Origin of the sequence: Reichenbachiella sp., from assembly GCF_965233835.1 — a bacterium.
GTDB lineage: Bacteria > Bacteroidota > Bacteroidia > Cytophagales > Cyclobacteriaceae > Reichenbachiella.
This window is the reverse complement of sequence record NZ_OZ247585.1, coordinates 1253757-1273130: the sequence shown is the minus strand read 5'-3', so window position 1 is coordinate 1273130 and position 19374 is coordinate 1253757. Positions and strand designations below refer to the sequence as shown.

Below are 19374 nucleotides of genomic sequence, written 5' to 3'. Positions count from 1 at the left end.
CGATGTTGAAATCCCGCGACTTTTTTAGTTCATCCAATTTCCCCTATCCCCTCATTCCTACTACATTTGCACCTTACTAAAGAATACCATGTACAAACTGCTCATCCGTCCCTTTCTATTCCTATTCCAACCAGAAAATGCACATCATTTGACCTTCTTTATGATGAAGTTGATCAATGCTTTACCCTTCGGGCGTGCTCTTTTTTCGGTCGCACATAGTCAAAAAAGTAAAGGACAGTCGACCGAACTTTTCGGGCTCAATTTTCCAAACAAAGTAGGACTAGCAGCCGGTTTGGATAAAAATGCTGAAGCCATAGACATGTTTGCTGCCATGGGTTTTGGGTTTGTGGAAATTGGGACCGTTACACCCAAACCACAACCTGGTAATCCTAAACCAAGACTGTTCAGACTGAGAGAAGATCAGGCTTTAATCAACCGTATGGGGTTCAACAACGATGGGGTAGTTGTCGTTAAAGAAAGATTAAAGAAAAGAAAGTCAAACATTCTCGTGGGTGGCAACATAGGGAAAAATAAAGTCACTCCCAACGAAGAAGCGGTCAACGACTACATCATTTGTTTTAATGAGCTGTTTAATGTGGTGGATTACTTTGTGGTGAATGTGAGCTCGCCAAATACACCGGGTCTTCGCGAACTACAGGAGAAAGAACCATTATCCAACATTCTGAACACGTTAATGGGTGAAAACAAAAAAAGACCAGCCACCAAACCCATTCTGCTCAAAATTGCGCCGGATTTAACTGAAGAGCAGTTGATGGATATCATAGAAATCGTCAACGAGACAAAAATAGATGGTGTGATCGCTACCAACACCACCATAGATCGATCTGAATTGAAAACATCAAGTTCAACGGTAGAAGCGATTGGCGCGGGTGGACTTAGTGGTAAACCTGTACAAGAAAAATCGACAGAAGTAATCCGTTTCTTACATGAAAAGTCGAACGGCTCATTCCCAATCATAGGCGTAGGTGGAATAAATTCTGGTTCATCAGCGTTAGAAAAAGTACAAGCAGGGGCCAGTCTGGTACAAGTCTACAGCGGATTCATTTACGAAGGTCCAAAGTTGATCTCAGACATCAACAAAGCTCTGGCTTAAACGCTTACCAAATGATCGATTCTTGGGTTAACATTTGTGCCCATTTTGATTAATTTACATTCCAAATACTCATCAATGGCCAAAAACACTTTTAGGAACAAAACGAAGGAAAAAAGACAGTTTAAGTTACCCTCCATCTCTATCGGATTTTTGAAAGACCGCCGCTTTCAGTTGTCTTTAGGGTTTCTCACCCTTGTTTTCAGTTTGTTTTTGCTCACTGCGTTCATTTCCTATTTGTTTACTGGCAAAGCAGATCAGAGCTTGATGGGAAATATTGCTGACACTGGCCTCAAAGCCTCTGGCCTAGAAGCTGAAAATTGGCTTGGTCTGTTTGGAGCATATACGGCCCATTATTTCATTTATCAATTTTTTGGGATTGCCTCTTTTTTGATTCCTCCCTTTTTGTTTTTAGTGGGTTATAAAATCGTATTTGATAGAGAGATTTTACCTATTTCAAAGTCCTTTTGGTTTACCACTTTCTTTTTAATGTGGATCAGTATTTTCATAGGATACTTTATGATCAATTCTGAGCAAATCAACATCTGGGGGTTTCTCGGTGGTGGTACCGGTTTTGAATTAGCCATTCTACTCGATAGTCTTATGGGTTGGGGAACTCTATTGTTTTTATTATTTGCTTTAGCGGTATTTACGATCTATTTCTTCAATATCACACAAATGGTTGGCTTAAGCGCCACTCCATCACTAGGCAGCAGATTAGAGGAAGATATAGAAGACGAAATAGAAAATTCTGAAGAACAAGAAGAACCAGCCGCCGAAGACGATTCTGAAACTATAGCCGCCGTGGTATCTGCAATCAAAGAGGAAGTAGAAAAAGAAGAAGCTGAAGCCGAACAGCAAGAAGATGAATCTGAAGAATGGAAGGTAGAGGTGACGGCACCAACTACCAAAAAGAAAGAGAAGCCAGCATTGGACTTGGTAGTGGAAGAGCCTGAGCCAACCCCAACGCCCGTTGTTGAAAATAAACTAGTCGCTCCAGTAGAACAACAAAAAGAAGACGATTTAGCACTAGAAGTAGAAAAACCGGAAGCCAAAGAGAAGACCACAGACAAATTGGAGAATTACGACCCTACATTAGATCTCGCCAAATACGTCTATCCTACTCCAGATTTACTAATTGACTATCCGGATAAAAATGTACAAGTATCCAAAGAGGAACTTGAGCAAAATAAGGATAACATTGTTGCAACGCTGATCAACTTTAAGATTGGCATATCAAGCATCAAGGCGACTATTGGCCCTACCGTAACGCTCTACGAAATTGTACCTGAAGCCGGGGTCAAAATTTCAAAAATCAAAAACCTTGAAGATGATATAGCTTTAAGTTTAGCTGCATTAGGAATCAGAATTATTGCTCCTATTCCAGGAAAAGGTACGATTGGTATTGAAGTACCAAACAAGAATAGAGAAATGGTGGATGTGAAATCCATACTCACCACGGACAAATTCATGAAGAGCAGCGCAGAGTTACCAGTGGTGTTAGGAAAAACCATTTCCAATGAAGTGTATGTGACTGACCTGGCCAAGATGCCTCACCTGCTTATGGCGGGTGCTACCGGTCAGGGTAAGTCAGTAGGGTTGAACATTCTGCTCACTTCATTGATTTATAAAAAACACCCTTCACAATTGAAGTTTGTACTGGTGGATCCGAAGAAAGTTGAATTGACCCTTTTCAACAAAATTGAAAAGCACTTTTTGGCCAAGCTACCCGATGCAGAGGAAGCAATTATTACAGATACTAAAAAAGTGATCTATACATTGAATTCACTCTGTATAGAAATGGACAATCGCTACGACCTACTCAAAGACGCAGCGTGTAGAAATCTAAAAGAATACAACAAGAAGTTTACAGAAAGAAAGCTCAACCCAAACAAGGGACACAAATTCTTACCATACATCGTTCTTGTCATCGATGAGTTGGCCGATTTGATGATGACTGCGGGTAAAGAAGTTGAAACCCCTATTGCCCGACTGGCCCAATTGGCAAGAGCCATTGGCATCCACCTGGTAGTAGCAACTCAGCGCCCTTCAGTTAACGTAATTACAGGGGTGATTAAAGCGAACTTCCCTGCTCGTTTGTCCTTTAGAGTAACTTCTAAGATCGATTCCAGAACCATTTTGGATGCCGGTGGAGCGGAGCAGCTTGTAGGTATGGGAGATATGCTGCTATCACTAGGCTCCGACATTATCCGATTGCAGTGTGGATTTGTAGACACTCCTGAAGTAGACAGGATTTGCGAATTCGTCGGCGATCAGCAAGGATATGATTCGGCTTACATGCTACCCGAATTTGTAGGCGAAGAAGGAGACAGTGGTATAGGAGATGTAGACCTCAAAGATCGTGATGTATTATTCGAAGACGCCGCCAGACTGATTGTGATGCATCAGCAAGGTAGTACCTCACTTGTACAAAGAAAACTAAAGCTAGGGTACAACCGAGCAGGTCGATTAATCGATCAACTAGAAGCTGCAGGGATTGTGGGGGCATTCGAAGGCAGCAAGGCTCGTGAAGTGCTGGTGCCTGATGAACAATCTCTGGAGATGTTACTCAATGAGCTTAACGGGCTCTAATCAATTTAATTAACTTTTATATTTGGCATGAAATGTGCAATTTGTGCATCATTTTCAACCGAAATTAAACCAATACGCATTATGAAGTCGATCCAATTCCTAATTATACTCAGCATTGCTGCCCTAACGCATGCAGTGGCTCAAAAAGACCCGGCAGCCAAGCAAGTACTGGATGCCATGAGTGAAAAATATCAGAAAATACCTGCTTTTAGAGCAGAGTTTTCTTACACTATGGAAGATGAGGGAGATGATATAGATGAAGGATTCAAAGGTACAATCTTAGTAAGAGGAGAAAAGTACAAGTTGATCATGGATGAGCAGGAAGTAACCTTTGATGGAACTGATATTTATACTTACCTCAAGGAAGAAAATGAAATGACCATTTCAAGTTTTGATCCTGAAGAAGAGGAAATTTCATTGTCGAACATTTTTGATATCTACAAAACCGGATACAAATACGTTTATACAGAGTCTAAGAACAATGGTGCTACCGACGTAGTTGACTTGGTGCCAGAGGATCGTGAAAAAGAATACTTCAAGATCAGAATGGAAATTGGTGCAAGTGATAAATCATTACAGAGTTTCAAAGTGTTCGACAAGTCTGGTAGCCGATACCTTTATAAGGTATTGAGTTTTAAAGAAGATGCTTCCATTACGGATAAAATGTTTGTCTTCGACAAAACAAAATACCAAGGAGCAGAAGTAATCGACTTTAGATAATTCTAACACCAAAATATTTTAGGCTCTGATTACGGTAAGCATCGAAATCAGAGCCTTTATTTATGACTAGTTTTACAAGCTATGTGTCTCATACTCTTCGCCTGGAAAAAACATGCCAGTTATGACCTGATCGTAACTGCCAATAGAGATGAGTTCTATAATCGTCCAACTCAATCCGCTGGGCTATGGCCGAACTACCCCGATTTACTGGCAGGCAAAGACCTCACAGCTGGTGGTACATGGATGGGTGTTACAAAAACCGGAAAATTTGCTGCACTGACCAACTATCGGGACATAGCCAAAATCAGCGACAATGCTCCTACCAGAGGAGACCTAACAAAAGACTACCTGACACAAAACGTAGAGCCCAAAACTTACTTAGAAAAAGTAAAGTCAGCTCAAATTCCCTACAATGGCTTTAACCTTTTGGTTGGTGACAATGACTCGCTTTGGTATTACAACAATATCAATCACGAGATAAAATCACTTGAGCCTGGAATATACGGCCTTAGCAATGCGCTACTCAATGACCCATGGCCTAAAGTAGAAACCGGAAAACAGAAACTAAGTCAGTTACTTCAATATGACCATCTGACATCTTCAAACCTGTTAGGCATCATACAGGACAAGACCATCGCTCCAGACGATCAACTTCCAAGTACAGGTGTACCTATTGATTGGGAGCGTGCGCTGTCAGCCATGTATATTACCATGGAAAACTATGGCACTCGATGCTCAACAACTCTTCTAAAAAAAGGTACAAGTACCAACTTTACCGAAAAAATTTACGCACATCTTGGACAAAAAGAAGATCAGGTAGAATTTATTCTCTAATTCCTCCCCATTCGGCATTCAATATACCTAGCAATACGGATTGAACTCAGCTTCATAGCAAGCTAATTTTATTCCAAAAACAATCTAAAAACTGGAATTATTATGAAGCACTACAGTCTAAAATATGGAATTTTAGTTGCCTGCTTTCTCGCTATGGCGGGAAGTACTCATGCGCAAGACGCACTTTGGCAACTTGACTTTGAAAAAGAAATTGCCTGGAACAAAGTCACAGATTCAGGCATCCTCTTGGTAGGAACCAACGACATGGGTCTGCACGGTATCGACTCTAGAGACGGAAACAAACTATGGAGTAACAACATTATGAAGGGCGCCAGAGCAGTAAAAGGCGCTGATGGTAAAAAACAAGACCCTTCTGCCCTTTTCGAACAATTCATTTACGTGATAGAAGACGAAGAGTATCCAGAAATGGGAGATTTCATAGAAATCAAATACACTGACAATGCCGCATATAAAAATTATGCTATTGTCAATATCCAAACTGGTGAGGAAGTGATGAGCCCGAGAAAAGCTGAGATGCCGATCACAAAATTTTTCGGTAAAGAAATGCCAACATTCAACTACAATGGCACAGGATATATTCCTGAGTTAAGAATGGTTGTTATCTCAGCTTCTTGGCAGGATTTTATGCAAAAAGGTGCGCCTTGGATGCAAATGACTAAAATGGTGGAACTACCAAGCGCCAAGGTAATTTGGGAAAGCGATGTAGTTTCCAGCGAAAATTTTCCATTCGTGGTGGGCACAGATATCATCATGCCGGGAAAGACCAAAATCGCTCGCATGGATGCAAAAACAGGTAAAATCAAATGGGATTATAATACTTCTCTAAAAAATCAAACCTTTGAAAAATTTGACCTCAGTCTTGATCTCTCTACCGGATACTTTTTTGAAAAAAAGAAAAACAGCGGCACACTCTCAGCGGTTGACATGGAGTCAGGAAACAAATTCTGGGAACAAGAATTGAAGTTGAAAAACGTACCATCACTAACTGCCATGAGCTACGGCGTAGTGACTAAGGACGATACTAATCTTCGTCTTTATGATCTGAAATCAGGAACAGAGAAGTGGAAAGTTAAAAAAGTAGATGGAACGGTAATCGACCTCGGGGACCATGGCATTGCCATCACCCAAAAGGCCAAAAGGTTGTTACTACTCGATCCGGACACAGGAGAAGCCAAGTGGGATGAGAAAATTTCAGGTATAAACATCGATCGGATAGTTGGCAACGGCATCATGTACACAGACGCAAAAGGAAGATTGGGAGTAATCCAATATGACGGAGAAAAAATTTGGAACAAAAAAGGTATGCTAGATGTACCAAGTCTGAGATATCAAGTAGAGCTAGGACGCGAATTGATGTATATAGATGGTGATTTATATGAAGTCGATCTTTTTTCTGGGGACTACAGCGTCTTGGTTGGAAAATTGGATAAGCAGTTCGAAGGAGACGAAACTCCCTCAAGCATTGAGTTAGTTGATGGTGGATATTTAGTAAGCTCTAGTCAAAATCTATTCATGTTTGAAACAGACGGATCACTTCGCTGGAAAAAGTATTGGGAAGCACCAGGAATGAGTATGGCTGCCAAAATAGCCTTGAGAGTAGGACAAGCCGCCATGATCGCTATGGCAGCAAGCTCTGCCGCAGCATCTTCCCAACATCGCACTGCTTATGGAGGGGAAACCTACTATTCAAAAATGTATGCTCAGCAGGCAGAAGACCTGGCTAAAGGAGCCAGCATGCTCGGAGATGAAGCCAAGAAACTGTTTACTGCATCCAAATCCAAAGGAGATATAAAGATGATTCTTTCGAGAGTAGGAGCAGGTGGACAAGCCAAAAGTTCAGGACTTGTAAAGGTGGACAAAGCGACTGGCGAAGAACTGGGTACACTTCAATTGGGCGACAAAGAACCAATTTATGACTTCGATCCTATTTCGGGTCAGGTATTCTTCAAGGCTGACAAAAAACAAATCATCAGCTACGCTTTATAATATCAATCCATAGTTAAGACTGTCTCGATTTTATCGGGGCAGTCATTTTCATTTAAACTTGATTACCATGTTACGCTCCTATCTCCTTTTGAGCTCTCTCCTGTTTTGCCTTTTGGCAAATGCTCAAGAAAACCAATTGATTATCAGACAAGGCCACACGGCTGCTATCAATAGCCTGAAATATGCCCCTGATGGCAGTGCTGTGTATTCCGCTAGCGATGACAAATCCATCAAAATGTGGGATGTCAAGACGGGTGTGGATGTCAATACCTTCAATGCGCATACCGCACCTGTCAGGTGCATGGAGCTTTCTGAAAACGGAGAATTACTAATTTCAGGAGACATGGATGGCAAAGTGCTACTCTGGGATGCTAAAACCGGCAAGGTAAAACTCACCATCAATGCCCATGAAGGTAGTGTAAACACGCTAAAATTCACCAAAGACCAACAATACATGGTTTCCGGTGGCGACGACAAAATGCTCAAAGTATGGAATCTTCAAGGTGATACTTTAAAAACAATTAAGGGCTTTAAAGCTTCCATTCAAAGTATTGGCATTTCACCTGATGGCACCAGGATCATTTCTGGAGGCTATAAAAACAATGGGGTAGAGCTCCTTTTGGTAGATTTAGAAAAAGGAAAAATCATTGATGATGCCTTGAATCATGTGGCTGGTGCCGGAGCTGCTCAGGTCTATGCCAAAGCCATTATGACACCCGTAGCTTTAGCTATGAATATTGGGAAAGGTAATGTAGGCGTTGGCAAGGGCATGACCACCTTCTATATCATGAACTATAGCAACATAGAATTCACCAACGATGGCAGCAAAATATTGATTTCTCAAAACACTTTTCTACCGCTTACAGCAGCCAAAGGCGAAGAAGAAAGTGAAGGCACATCCAGCATTTCCATCATAGAGCTGACCGAAAACCAAAACCAGTTCAAAGAAGTACGTCGACCCATCAGATGGCAATCCAGCCACCCAAGAGCGGTGGCGGTTTTCAATCAAGATCAAACCAAAGTCATTGTCAATGAAAAATACGGCATGAAAGTGTATGACATTGAAAATGCAGACTTTCCTGAACCAGGGAAAAAAGAAGCCACTCAGTATGTGCCACCTGTTGTTAAGGAAATAAAAGGAACCGGCTTAGGACTCAACGCATTGGGACTTTCGCCTGACTATAGAACGGTAGTTTCGGCTGATGACGACAGAAGAATCAAACTATGGGATTACAATTCAGGACGTAAAATCCGTGATCTGGAAGGTTTCGTTCAACCCGCCCTTGCTGTGGATGTCATGCCAGATGGCAAGCATATCATGGTAGGATCTTTGGATCGAAACCTGACCGTCTGGGACATCACCACCGGTCAGTTGGTACGAACTTTCGATAGATCCTCTGATGTCTGCAGTATTGATATCTCCGAGGATGGAAAATCATTCCTAACAGCTGCGGTCAATACGGAGTTTTTTAAGATGTGGAGCTACAAAACAGGCCGACAACTTCGTTCATTTCTGGAAACCAAAAAACAGACGGTATGGGTGAAATACAACCCTGATGATGATGATCAAATATTTGCAGCCACTGCAGATGGTGATGCTAAAATCTGGTCCATCAGCGAATCCAAGGCCAAAAAGAAAATAAAAGGTGACTATCGCCTGTTCGAAGACAAATACAAATCCAATGGCTTCAAGGTCAGCTGGGAAAATTATAAGCTCATTGTCAAAAAATCAAATGCCGAGCATATCACAGATATTCAAAGCGGAAGACTGACAGATGCCGTTTTCAGCAAAGACAACAAATACTTAATCACTACTAACGAAAATGGTGAAATAGCCCTGTATGATTTGGCTACGAAGCAAAGAACCATCAGCATGGCCCTCATCGGTAATAATGATTTCATCACCTATACGCCAGATTTGTATTACAGCTCTTCAAAAGGTGCTGCCAAGGCCATAGCGTTTAAAGCTGACAACAAGGTGCTTCCATTCGAACAGTTGGAACTGAAATATAACAGGCCCGACATTGTGGCAAGTCGAATCGGATATGCACCTACAAAACTGATTGCTTCATACAAAGCCGCTTATGACCGAAGATTAAAAAGACTGGGATATTCAGAAGCCGATTTGGGCAATACATTCGACCTGCCAGAGGTAACCATTGATTTCACATCCATTCCACTAGAAACGGATCAAAAGACACTGAGCCTTCAAATATCTGCTACGGATAAAAACTACCCGATCAAGCAGTTGCAAGTCTATGCCAATGATGTTCCTGTTTTTGGATCTAAGGGAATTGCCATTGAAAGCGAAATGAGCATAGAAAAGGAGTTATCCTTTGACTTAAGCAATGGCATCAATGAAATCAAAGTAACCGCCATTAACATCAAAGGTCAGGAGTCGATTCCAGAAAAGTTCGAAATCCAATATACAGCAGAGTGGGACAAACCCGACTTATATGTGATTGGCATTGGTGTATCCGACTATCAGCAGTCTGATTATAATCTAGTCTTTGCAGCCAAAGATGCCCAGGATATGATCGAGGCCCTCTCAGGCTCTAGCGCTTACGAAAAGGTGCACTCCAAATTGCTCACAAACGCTGAAGCCACAGATGCCAATATCATGACGATAAGATCATTTATCTCACAAGCCAAGGTAGATGATGTAGTAGCGATATTCATCGCTGGACATGGCGTATTAGACAAGGACTACAACTACTACTTTGCGACCAACAATATGGATTTCTCTAATCCTGCAAATGGCGGACTGTCGTACGCTCAAATTGAGTCCCTGATCGACGGGATTAATTGCAGAAACAAAATACTGCTAATGGACACTTGTCATTCTGGTGAGTTGGACGACGAAGATGTGCAAACCGTCACAGCTTCAGCTAAGAAAAGTGGAGCTGTATCATTTAGATCAGCAGGAGAGATTGTCAAACTCAAAGAAAATAGTTTCGGACTGCAAAACACATTAGAGCTCTCGAAATCACTTTTTAGTGATATGAAAAAGGGAACGGGTGCTACAGTAATATCTGCGGCTGGTGGTACCGAATTTGCCGCTGAAGGTATGAATTCAGAAAATGGGCTATTTACTGCCAGCTTCATAGAAGGTATCACTACTCGAAGAGCCGATAAAGATCGCAGCCGTAGCTATACGATCTCAGAAATGCGAGCTTGGGTTGGTGAGCAAGTGGTTAGAAAAAGCAAAGGCAACCAGGTACCCACCTCACGAGAGGAAAACGTGAAAAATGATTTTAGAATTTATTAAGCAACACATCATGAGAATATTAATCTTCATACTCATTCTGGGATTTCAAACCACACAGGCACAGAATTATACCGTCATTCATGTCATCGGGAAAATTTACGACAGTACTGGTAAAACGTACTTGAAGTCCGGCTATAAATTGAGTGGAGACTCAAAACTCAAATTCGAAACCCCGAATGCCCGAGCAGCAGCGTTAAGTTCAACTAGAGGACGATACGTAATCCAAAAGCAAAGTAATCAAGGAGGAAGTACTGATTTAGCCTATACCCTATCAGCGGTACTTTCTCCTGCCAGAGGCAAAATGAGTACGCGCGCCGGGGGCATAAACAATCAAATGGATTTTGTGAAAAAGTTTGGCGAAGATCCTATTGCCATAGTCGGAGGAAAGTATGAAACTGCCGTTTCTCCAACTTCCTACCCATCAGACGATACAAGGTTCTTTTATGCCAGTTACACGTTTAATGGCGAAGCCATCAACAAAAAATTAGATGTTGTAGATGGAAACTTAGTGTTTAATACTGATACGTTCTATGCCGTAGATGGCATTGCCATTGATCCAAAACAAACATCGGATACAAAACTTTTTTACTACAATAGTAATAAAGAGGAATCCACGGAGATGACATCTCTCAACTTCGTAGTAGTAAGTAAGAACGAGTTTAAATCCATAAAAAGCTCCTTGGCAGACCTAAGCCTGGAAGAGCAATGTCAGAGTATGCAAGAAATTATCAGCTCCTTATACGGTTCATGTGAACTGACAAGTATAGAAGCAGCAATTCAAAGTATGAATTGATGGATAAAAAAAGAATCTTTCTCTGGTTGGGGATCGTGGTCAATGCTTTGGCCATGATCCTTTTAACCTTCTATTTCATGAGCCTGCCCTGGCTGGCAGGAGATGAAAAGCTCTTAATTTGGAGTACTTCTGCTATCAAGTTTGCCAATCGAGAAATTCCAGATTCTAAAGATTTCGCTTTAATCAACACATCATATGATTTGCAACTCATCGATCGTCTGGATGATTTTGGTTTTCCAGTAGGGCAAAGAGCAATAACCGATCGCGAAAAATTGAAGATCGTGCTTGATGCCATTACAAAAGCAAAACACCCGCCTAAATACATCATCTGCGATATTCATTTTTTAGATTCCACGGCATTCGACGCGGGATTGGATTCCACACTTCAAAAATTCGACAATCTTATCATTTCCTATCACCTTAACGATTTTGGTGAGATAGAACCCCCCATTTTTAAAAATGTAAATCGTGGGCTTTCCGACTATGTGATCGGCAGTGTATTTGATGGCGTGTATAAATATCAACTACTACACCATGACAGTCTAAAGCTTACTCCTCTGAAAATTTTTGAAGATTTAAACCGAGTCGAATCAGAAACCTTAGGCCTTTTGTGAGAATTGGAGACCGATGGACACCTAATAATTTCATTATGAATTACCGTTTGCTTCAAAAAGATATTGAAAATATTGAAGCAGGCTTCAACCCAGTAAATATGGGTGAGCTACTTTATCTTGAAGAACAAGACATTCAAGAATTCGTCGCCGGAAAAATAGTAGTGATTGGAGACTTCTTCGAAAATGACATGCACGAAACACTCTTTGAGATCACGGCAGGTCCGCTTATACTTCTAAATGCCTTTCTCAATATCGAGTCAGGCGATACCTATGTCAACTTTTGGTTTTTCTTCCTGCTCTTTTTGAGCTACTGTTATTTCAGCTACATGGTATTTGTAGAAGGTGACTATATGGAAAGCCGGATTACCAAACACTTTGGTGCAGTCAAGTTGGCTAATTACCTAGCCGGGTTCATGAGCTATCTCATTTTGCTCACACTGCTTTCCTGCCTCACTTTTTTTCTATTCAACATTCACCTGAATGTCTTTTTTCTGGCTGTTACTTTTTACCTGATGGATAAAATAGTCGGGTTGATATATGCTAAAATGAAGAATTAATTACTTCTAGCCATAATTGATTCCGCTTGATCAAAAAGCTGAATGGCTTGCATATAGATCTCATTAGACTGGTTATAGATAGGATAGAAACCGTCATTATTCCAAACCCCTCTGGCGATCTGAGCTTTTAAGTACAATTTGATTAAGTCCTTAGAGTGTTTAAACTGCTTGTCATTATAAGCCAGCCCACTTTCTTCGGCCACTGTTATCAATTCTTTCAACATTCCTTCACTCACTATAAAGTCTGCAAAGTACTTATCAAAACCATCGCTTTCTAATTTCGCTCTGTTGTTGTCAGAATAAGTCAATGAATACTCTCTGATAGCGTTAGTCGTAAACAGTTTATTTAAGTAAGCAGAATTACCCGCCGTGTCCATGGGGATAAAGTAGTCCGGCATAATACCTCCGCCACCATAAACGGTTCGACCTTTGGCGGTTTGATATTTTAATGTGTCGCTTTGGTGTATGCTGTCAGCATTGTACAATTCCCCGGAGGTATATCTATTGTAGACGTCGCTGTAATAATCGTCCTTACCCCCTTCATACGAACGCTGAATAGAGCGGCCACTTGGTGTATAATATCTTGAAATCGTCAAACGTAGTTCTGAGCCGTCCGATAAATCGATAGGCATTTGAACTAATCCTTTTCCGAAAGATCGTCTTCCAACTACCAATCCCCTATCATTATCCTGAATAGCACCAGAAACAATCTCCGAAGCGGAAGCACTCCCTTCATCAATCAAAACGATCAATGGGCGATCTTCAAAAAGCCCCTCACTACCTGCGCGATGCTCTTGATTATATCTAAACTCTTTGCCTTTGGTGAAAACAATCATTGGATCTCCCGGCAAAAACTCATCTGCCATTTGAATAGCCATACTCATGTATCCGCCAGGATTTCCTGTCAGATCCAAAATCAACTTTTGTAAACCTTGCTCATCCAATTTGTCTAAGGCAGATTTGAATTCGTCATAAGTAGTGGCTGTAAATCTATTGACTTTGATATAGCCTATTTCGCTGTCAATCATGTAGGATGCATCCACCGAGAATTGTGGGATTTTATCTCTAACGATATCAAAATCTAAAAGGTCATCATTGTTCTTTCGCATGATAGACACCGTCACTTGCGTGCCTTTAGGACCTCTCAATCGGTCCAATACACCACGAGTTTTAATGCCTATGCCGGCCACATTCTCATCGTCTACCTTTATAATCTTATCCCCAGTCAATAATCCGACACGTTCCGAAGGCCCCCCACTCAATGGTGCCACCACATAAATGGTATCTCTAAAAATATTGTATTCGATGCCTATACCATCAAAGTTGCCTTCCAGCTGGGAACGACTATATTCTTGTTCTTCTTTCGGGATATACGCAGTATGAGGGTCCAATTCCTCAAGCATATCGCTAATGGCTTTTTCTACTAAATCCTCGGTTTGCACTTCATCCACATAGTTGTTATCCACGTAGTTGAGAATTTCGCGAAACTTATGAAGTGATTTGGCCAGATCAGAGCCTCCATTTGTAGAGCTAGTCATATTTGCTCCAATAAATATTCCAGCCGCTATAGCGATGGACAAGAAAAGGGGTAGCCTGATTTGGGCTTTGGTATTTTGAATTTTCATAGACCTAGAAATAAAGTAGTATTCCTTTTACGAGGAAAGTATCCATAAGATACCAAAAAAGGGGTCTTAATTCAATTGACAGAAGGAAACAAAAAAGACTGGCCTACCAAGTATCCCAGTCTTTTTCATGATTGCTCACTTTTTCATTTGGAAGTACAAATGGGCAAATCGCCGCACCTACAAACAAAATCGCAATTAAAATTATCATTGTCATATCGAACCAGATTTTAATTTGAAGGCCAAAGATAATCCGTTCTTATCACACCGCAAATCAGATCAATATTATTGTCGAAATTTATACATGTCCTTGAGCCAGCATCGCATCAGCTACCTTTACATAGCCAGCAATATTGGCGCCTTTCACATAGTCCACATAATCGTTGTCTACACGTCCGTACTTTTCACAATTCTCATGGATAGAGATCATGATATCCTTGAGTTTTTGATCTACTTCTTCCCTAGTCCAACTCAGTCGCATGCTATTCTGTGACATTTCTAAACCGGATGTAGCCACGCCACCTGCATTCGATGCTTTACCAGGACTAAATAGCACTCTGTTTTTTCTAATCAACTCTAAAGCTCCTTCTGTAGTAGGCATATTTGCTCCCTCAAATACTCCAATACAGCCATTGTCAATCAGCGTCTGCATATCGTAATCTGGTAGTTCATTTTGTGTGGCACACGGGAAGGCCAAATCCACCTTTGCATTCCAAGGTGTCACATCTTTATTGAACTTAGCACTTTTGTATTTTTTTGCGTACTCACTGATACGTCCTCTTTTTTCGTTTTTCAGTTCTTTGATGAACGCCAATTTTTCTTCGTCTATCCCTTCGGGATCATACACATAGCCCTGAGAATCCGATACGGTGACTGGCTTAGCTCCAAGATGCAATAACTTTTCTATGGTATATTGAGCTACGTTTCCACTTCCTGATACGGCACATACCTTTCCATGCATAGAATGTCCATGAGCCTTTAGCACTTCATCGGCAAAATAAACGGTACCATATCCTGTAGCTTCTGTTCTAATCAAGCTTCCGCCATACTGCAATCCTTTACCAGTCAGCACGCCTGCAAACTCATTACGAAGTCTCTTGTACTGTCCAAACATGTACCCAACCTCTCTGCCTCCAACGCCTATATCTCCAGCAGGTACATCTGTAAATCCACCGATATGCTTAGAAAGCTCAGTCATGAAACTTTGACAAAATCGCATCACCTCAGCATCTGATTTTCCTTTCGGGTCAAAATCACTTCCTCCTTTTCCTCCACCAAGTGGCAACGTGGTTAAACTGTTTTTGAAAACCTGCTCAAATGCCAAAAACTTGAGGATACTCAAATTTACCGTAGGGTGAAAACGCAGACCACCCTTGTAAGGACCTATGGCTGAGTTCATCTGCACTCGAAACCCTCGATTGATTTGGTTGACTCCGTCGTCATCTACCCAAGGTACTCGAAAAATGACTGCTCGCTCAGGCTCACACATTCTTTCTAATATATTGGCTTCCTTATATTCGGGATGGTCCTCATTGAAGGGAATAATCACTTCTGCCACTTCACGAACTGCTTGAATAAATTCAGTTTCGCCGGGATTTCTGGCCTCAATGCTTTTCATAAAAGTATCTACTGCCTGAGTCATGTTCTTGGACATGGAATTACATTTTTGGGTTATAAATCTGTGTCAATATTAGCTAATTCCAGCGCATATTCCTGTCTTCAACTTTGATATTTTACCTCGTTATTAAATTATCTCAAATATTCATATAACAATAAACTATTCAATTAATCATTTATTAAAACAATGATAATTGAGCTCATTAGTCGTTTACTCATGGAATCCGTTCTTTTGGTTAAGCACCAAAACATAGAAAAATATGAACACTTATCCGACAACACCAGATTTGCTCAATACACTTCGTACATTGAAAAAGGAAGATCAAATGGATCTATTGAATTACATTAAAAGTAGATACTTGAACTCTTCGAAGGCCAGTGAACAGTATCGAAAGACTGCCCTATCCCAAATACGAAAAGCTTTAAGCTACTAGCATTCTCCTACAGGGGAGAGTTTATAAACTAACAGAAATACGTATCTCACCTAAATTTCTTTTTAGGTAAAAGGCGTATTTATTTCATGAATTATTCGCTCTAATTTTGGAGTAGCTATTAAGAATTCAATCAGTTCACTAAATACAACAGAAAATGGATCAACTGGCAACAGTCTTGGAAATCATGCAAAACGTGAGAACACTAGACACAGATCAAAAAAACAATGTGATGCAATATGTGAAACACATGTCGTCACTAAACAATCAAACTGAAGAAAACTATAGAAAAAAGGCGATTAGCGAAATCCGTTCTGCCTTGAAGAAGCAAGCTTCTTTTTAATCTTCTGAAAGTACAATGATCTCATCCTGAGCAGTCAGCTCAATCATGTCTGACTTCTTAGGGTTTACCACCACACCGTAAGCCTCATTGGGGTCTTTACTCTTAGCCAGTACTCTGTAGCCTAAGGCAACTTCGTTCTTGCGTGCTGCAGATTCTAATATAGTGTAGAAGTTTACCGGCTCACCTATGGCCACATATTCAGTAGCAGGTTTGATATAAATCTCCGATCCGTCTGCGTCGAACAAATCCTCAAAGACTCGCATCAAGAACTTGTTTTCTGATACCTGAGTCATCAATAAACTAAGCAACTTATCACTTACAATAAAGTCATCTGCACTAGTAATGTCTGCCAACAATCGATTTTTCATGTCGATCATTTCACTTACCAGGTTTAAATGTTTCTCTGTACGCTCTGCAATACTTCTTATATGCAGCAGAGTAATAAGTGTCTGTGCATCCGCCTCCTGAACAGGGAAATGCTGTTCGTAACAAAGTAGAATAATATAATCGAAATTAGGTATCTCTAATTTCTCAAGTGTCTCGCGATCCGTTGTCTCCGCACGCTTGAATTCTACTGTAAGATTTTTTAAGGTTGGCTTCAATCGTTGAATCACAGTCACTGGATCTTCAAACTTGGAAACCACCTTTACGGTAGATCCGAATGGCGCATAATGATCTAACTCACGAATGATATTTTTAGCTCTATCATTCCAACCAATAATTAGAATTTGCTCTTCGGTAGTCTCCTCTTCTGGCCTTTCAAGTAATCGATCACTCTCAATGTGATAATCAGTCAAACCTGATGGTACCAACGTATCATCATCTTCTGTGATACCAATTACCTGATCCCCTTCATTAAATACGGTGTCCATTGGAGGATTGATGGCTACTGTTCCGTCAGCAAACTGCAGACCCATAATGGCCGAATCCTCGTAAGCAAAAATGATCTCACGGAAAGTTCTACCTACAAGAGAAGGTTCTGGCATAAAATAAATTTCATCACCATCATAATCCATTAGCTCTATATAGACCACACTCAAACCAGACTGCCTACTGGTTTGTACCATTATTCTAGATATGAAATCATCAGACAAAATAAGTTCTACCTCATCCTGACCTACCATCTTGGCTACTTCGTAGTTTTTACTATCCTGAATTTCTGCCGTAATATGATAAGGTTCTTCTCTTCTTTTTGGGTTGGTTACAATCGCTACGATTGTTTTGATGATTTGTGAATCAGAATTTTCATTGTCTTTGTCTAAAACTATAATAGACTTGGAGTTGAATGGGTTCGCTATATAGATATCATCAATATCAATAGGACTACCCGTACGACATATCACTCGAGTATTAGCGGTATCGCCTACCTTCAGTCGAATTTCATCCTCCATTTCGACTTTGTCTTTTTCAGCAAGAATTACAATGACTCCTTCTTTTAAGTTTTCATTGGCTTCAATCAACTCAGAAATGATGGTAAATATTTTTGATGACCATCCAAGGATCAAAGTATGATCTCTTTCTATCACAAAAGAACGGCCCTTTCTTAAATCCTCCAATTTGGTCAAGATACCATTGGATACCAAACCAATCAGCGTAGAGAGTACAACAACACCGACCAAAGTCACTGCTAACAAGTATACTCTCAGCGCCCATCCACCTGTAGTATTACCCAGAGTACCAGGGTCTAGCATGTGGATCATATTCTGCCAAAGTGACTCTGGATATCCGATACTTTCTCCGACTTCTACTTCAAACCCAGTCATTACCAAAATAACTGCAAGAATGACTACAAGAATAAGAGTCAAGATCCCCAATCCTCCAATCAGAGTCATGGTACCTTTTGATACATAATTATCAAATTGATATTTGAGCTTAGCAATTAGAGAAGAGCTATTATTCATTGATTCAGGTCGTAGCTAAATTAAATCTTATTCATTTGGAATAGCGGCCGAAAAATTGATCCATGTAAGATAAAATTTTTCAGCTTATTTGGGCAAAAATAATCCAATAATGGAAAAACAACCGTTTTCTACCGATTATATATCAGATGTTTAAGCGCGAAATTATCACCTCAGCTTGAATTGGCGAAATTATTGATTGATTCAAATGTTTTTATCTTCGTACAAGAATCTTGAAAATGTCAAAAAGCCTATTCTTTTCATCAAAAATGAACCTCTGGATCGTTCGCAGTCTGCTTGCTATTGTGATCTGGACATCCTGTCAACACTCGTTTGCTCAAAGCTATTCTCTAAAGATTAGTCCGATCTCGTTCTCAATAGACGGCCAGAATTTTAATGGGTATACCACTACCTTTACCCAGCCCTACAAAGAAGTCAAAAAGGAATGGTGGAGATATGTAAATGCCAGAACCATTATCTTCAATAAAAAATCACATTTGGAACTAACCGTTCCCGCCAAAGGAAAAGAGACCAATGAGCCTCTAAAGTTCATTTCGCAGCTCATAGAGAAGAAAGAAAAAAAACAATCCACCTTGAGGGTAGCGCTTGTGAAAGGTGGAGTTCCCGATGACCAATTGAAGGAATTAGACAGGCAAGTAAAGTACCTACTGAAAGACTTTAAAGTAGACTATTTCACGTCCCTGGCTCAAGAAAAAATTGACAACCAGGAACTGACTGTTAAGAAAATTAGTCAAGAAATGGATGAATACCTCTTAGACAACAGTAGGCTCCAACTACGAATGGAAAAGAAACCAGAGCAGAAGAATGAATTGGCTCTAAAGCTAAAAGCCAATACTGGTGAAATTGAAAAACTGCAGGCCAAACTCACTTCCAATCAAAAAAAATTGGCTCAGTACAAAAAGGAACTGACCCTTATAAAATGAAAAAGGCAGCCGTCTGGCTACCT

General features: G+C 40.6%; 15 protein-coding genes. 12 read left to right on the top strand and 3 right to left on the bottom strand.

Features of this window, described 5'->3' with window-relative positions; all coding sequences use genetic code 11:
- Positions 1-88 precede the first annotated feature (88 nt).
- The 9 genes from ACO6S2_RS05475 (at position 89) to ACO6S2_RS05435 (ending at position 12496) form a co-directional block, all read left to right on the top strand.
- Positions 89-1114 carry a quinone-dependent dihydroorotate dehydrogenase gene (locus ACO6S2_RS05475; RefSeq protein WP_422361508.1) on the top strand — a complete coding sequence of 342 codons (1026 nt, stop codon included), beginning with the start codon at positions 89-91 and terminating at the stop codon, positions 1112-1114.
- 75 nt (positions 1115-1189) lie between these two features.
- Positions 1190-3703 (top strand): DNA translocase FtsK 4TM domain-containing protein, encoded by a 2514-nt coding sequence (locus ACO6S2_RS05470; protein ID WP_422361507.1) that lies wholly within the window; start codon positions 1190-1192, stop codon positions 3701-3703.
- An 81-nt stretch (positions 3704-3784) separates the two neighbouring features.
- Positions 3785-4423, top strand: coding sequence for a LolA family protein (locus ACO6S2_RS05465; protein WP_422361506.1), 639 nt, complete (start codon positions 3785-3787; stop codon positions 4421-4423).
- An 81-nt stretch (positions 4424-4504) separates the two neighbouring features.
- Positions 4505-5257, top strand: coding sequence for an NRDE family protein (locus ACO6S2_RS05460; protein WP_422361505.1), 753 nt, complete (start codon positions 4505-4507; stop codon positions 5255-5257).
- 102 nt (positions 5258-5359) lie between these two features.
- Positions 5360-7264, top strand: a complete 1905-nt coding sequence (locus ACO6S2_RS05455; RefSeq protein WP_422361504.1) for a PQQ-binding-like beta-propeller repeat protein — start codon at positions 5360-5362, stop codon at positions 7262-7264.
- 67 nt (positions 7265-7331) lie between these two features.
- A complete protein-coding gene (locus tag ACO6S2_RS05450) occupies positions 7332-10532 on the top strand; it encodes a caspase family protein (RefSeq protein ID WP_422361503.1) in 3201 nt (1066 codons plus the stop codon).
- Between the two features lie 10 nt (positions 10533-10542).
- Complete coding sequence (locus tag ACO6S2_RS05445; RefSeq protein WP_422361502.1) at positions 10543-11325, top strand: hypothetical protein; 783 nt, start codon at positions 10543-10545, stop codon at positions 11323-11325.
- Positions 11325-11939 carry a hypothetical protein gene (locus ACO6S2_RS05440; protein ID WP_422361501.1) on the top strand — a complete coding sequence of 205 codons (615 nt, stop codon included), beginning with the start codon at positions 11325-11327 and terminating at the stop codon, positions 11937-11939. Before ACO6S2_RS05445 ends, ACO6S2_RS05440 begins: the two co-directional genes overlap by 1 nt.
- Positions 11940-11974: 35 nt before the next feature.
- Entirely contained in the window at positions 11975-12496 is a 522-nt protein-coding gene (locus ACO6S2_RS05435; protein ID WP_422361500.1) for a hypothetical protein, read from the top strand.
- Here ACO6S2_RS05435 and ACO6S2_RS05430 read toward each other — a convergent pair.
- Entirely contained in the window at positions 12493-14121 is a 1629-nt protein-coding gene (locus ACO6S2_RS05430; RefSeq protein ID WP_422361499.1) for a S41 family peptidase, read from the bottom strand. The genes ACO6S2_RS05435 and ACO6S2_RS05430 overlap by 4 nt on opposite strands.
- Before the next feature lie 295 nt (positions 14122-14416).
- On the bottom strand, positions 14417-15772 hold the full coding sequence (gene gdhA / locus ACO6S2_RS05425; protein WP_422361498.1) for an NADP-specific glutamate dehydrogenase: 1356 nt from the start codon (positions 15770-15772) through the stop codon (positions 14417-14419).
- 223 nt (positions 15773-15995) lie between these two features.
- Here gdhA and ACO6S2_RS05420 point away from each other — a divergent pair, with 223 nt between their 5' ends.
- Together ACO6S2_RS05420 and ACO6S2_RS05415 are read left to right on the top strand one after the other, a co-directional pair.
- The gene (locus ACO6S2_RS05420; protein ID WP_422361497.1) at positions 15996-16169 is read left to right on the top strand and encodes a hypothetical protein; all 174 of its coding nucleotides are present in this window, start codon (positions 15996-15998) and stop codon (positions 16167-16169) included.
- A 154-nt stretch (positions 16170-16323) separates the two neighbouring features.
- Complete coding sequence (locus tag ACO6S2_RS05415) at positions 16324-16509, top strand: hypothetical protein (RefSeq protein WP_422361496.1); 186 nt, start codon at positions 16324-16326, stop codon at positions 16507-16509.
- On the opposite strand, the gene ACO6S2_RS05410 is transcribed toward ACO6S2_RS05415, so the two are convergent.
- Positions 16506-18410 carry a CASTOR/POLLUX-related putative ion channel gene (locus ACO6S2_RS05410; protein WP_422361495.1) on the bottom strand — a complete coding sequence of 635 codons (1905 nt, stop codon included), beginning with the start codon at positions 18408-18410 and terminating at the stop codon, positions 16506-16508. The two genes, ACO6S2_RS05415 and ACO6S2_RS05410, sit on opposite strands and share 4 nt — an antisense overlap.
- Positions 18411-18646: 236 nt before the next feature.
- On the opposite strand from ACO6S2_RS05410, the gene ACO6S2_RS05405 reads away from it, so the two are divergent.
- On the top strand, positions 18647-19351 hold the full coding sequence (locus tag ACO6S2_RS05405) for a coiled-coil domain-containing protein (RefSeq protein ID WP_422361494.1): 705 nt from the start codon (positions 18647-18649) through the stop codon (positions 19349-19351).
- Positions 19352-19374: the final 23 nt, after the last annotated feature.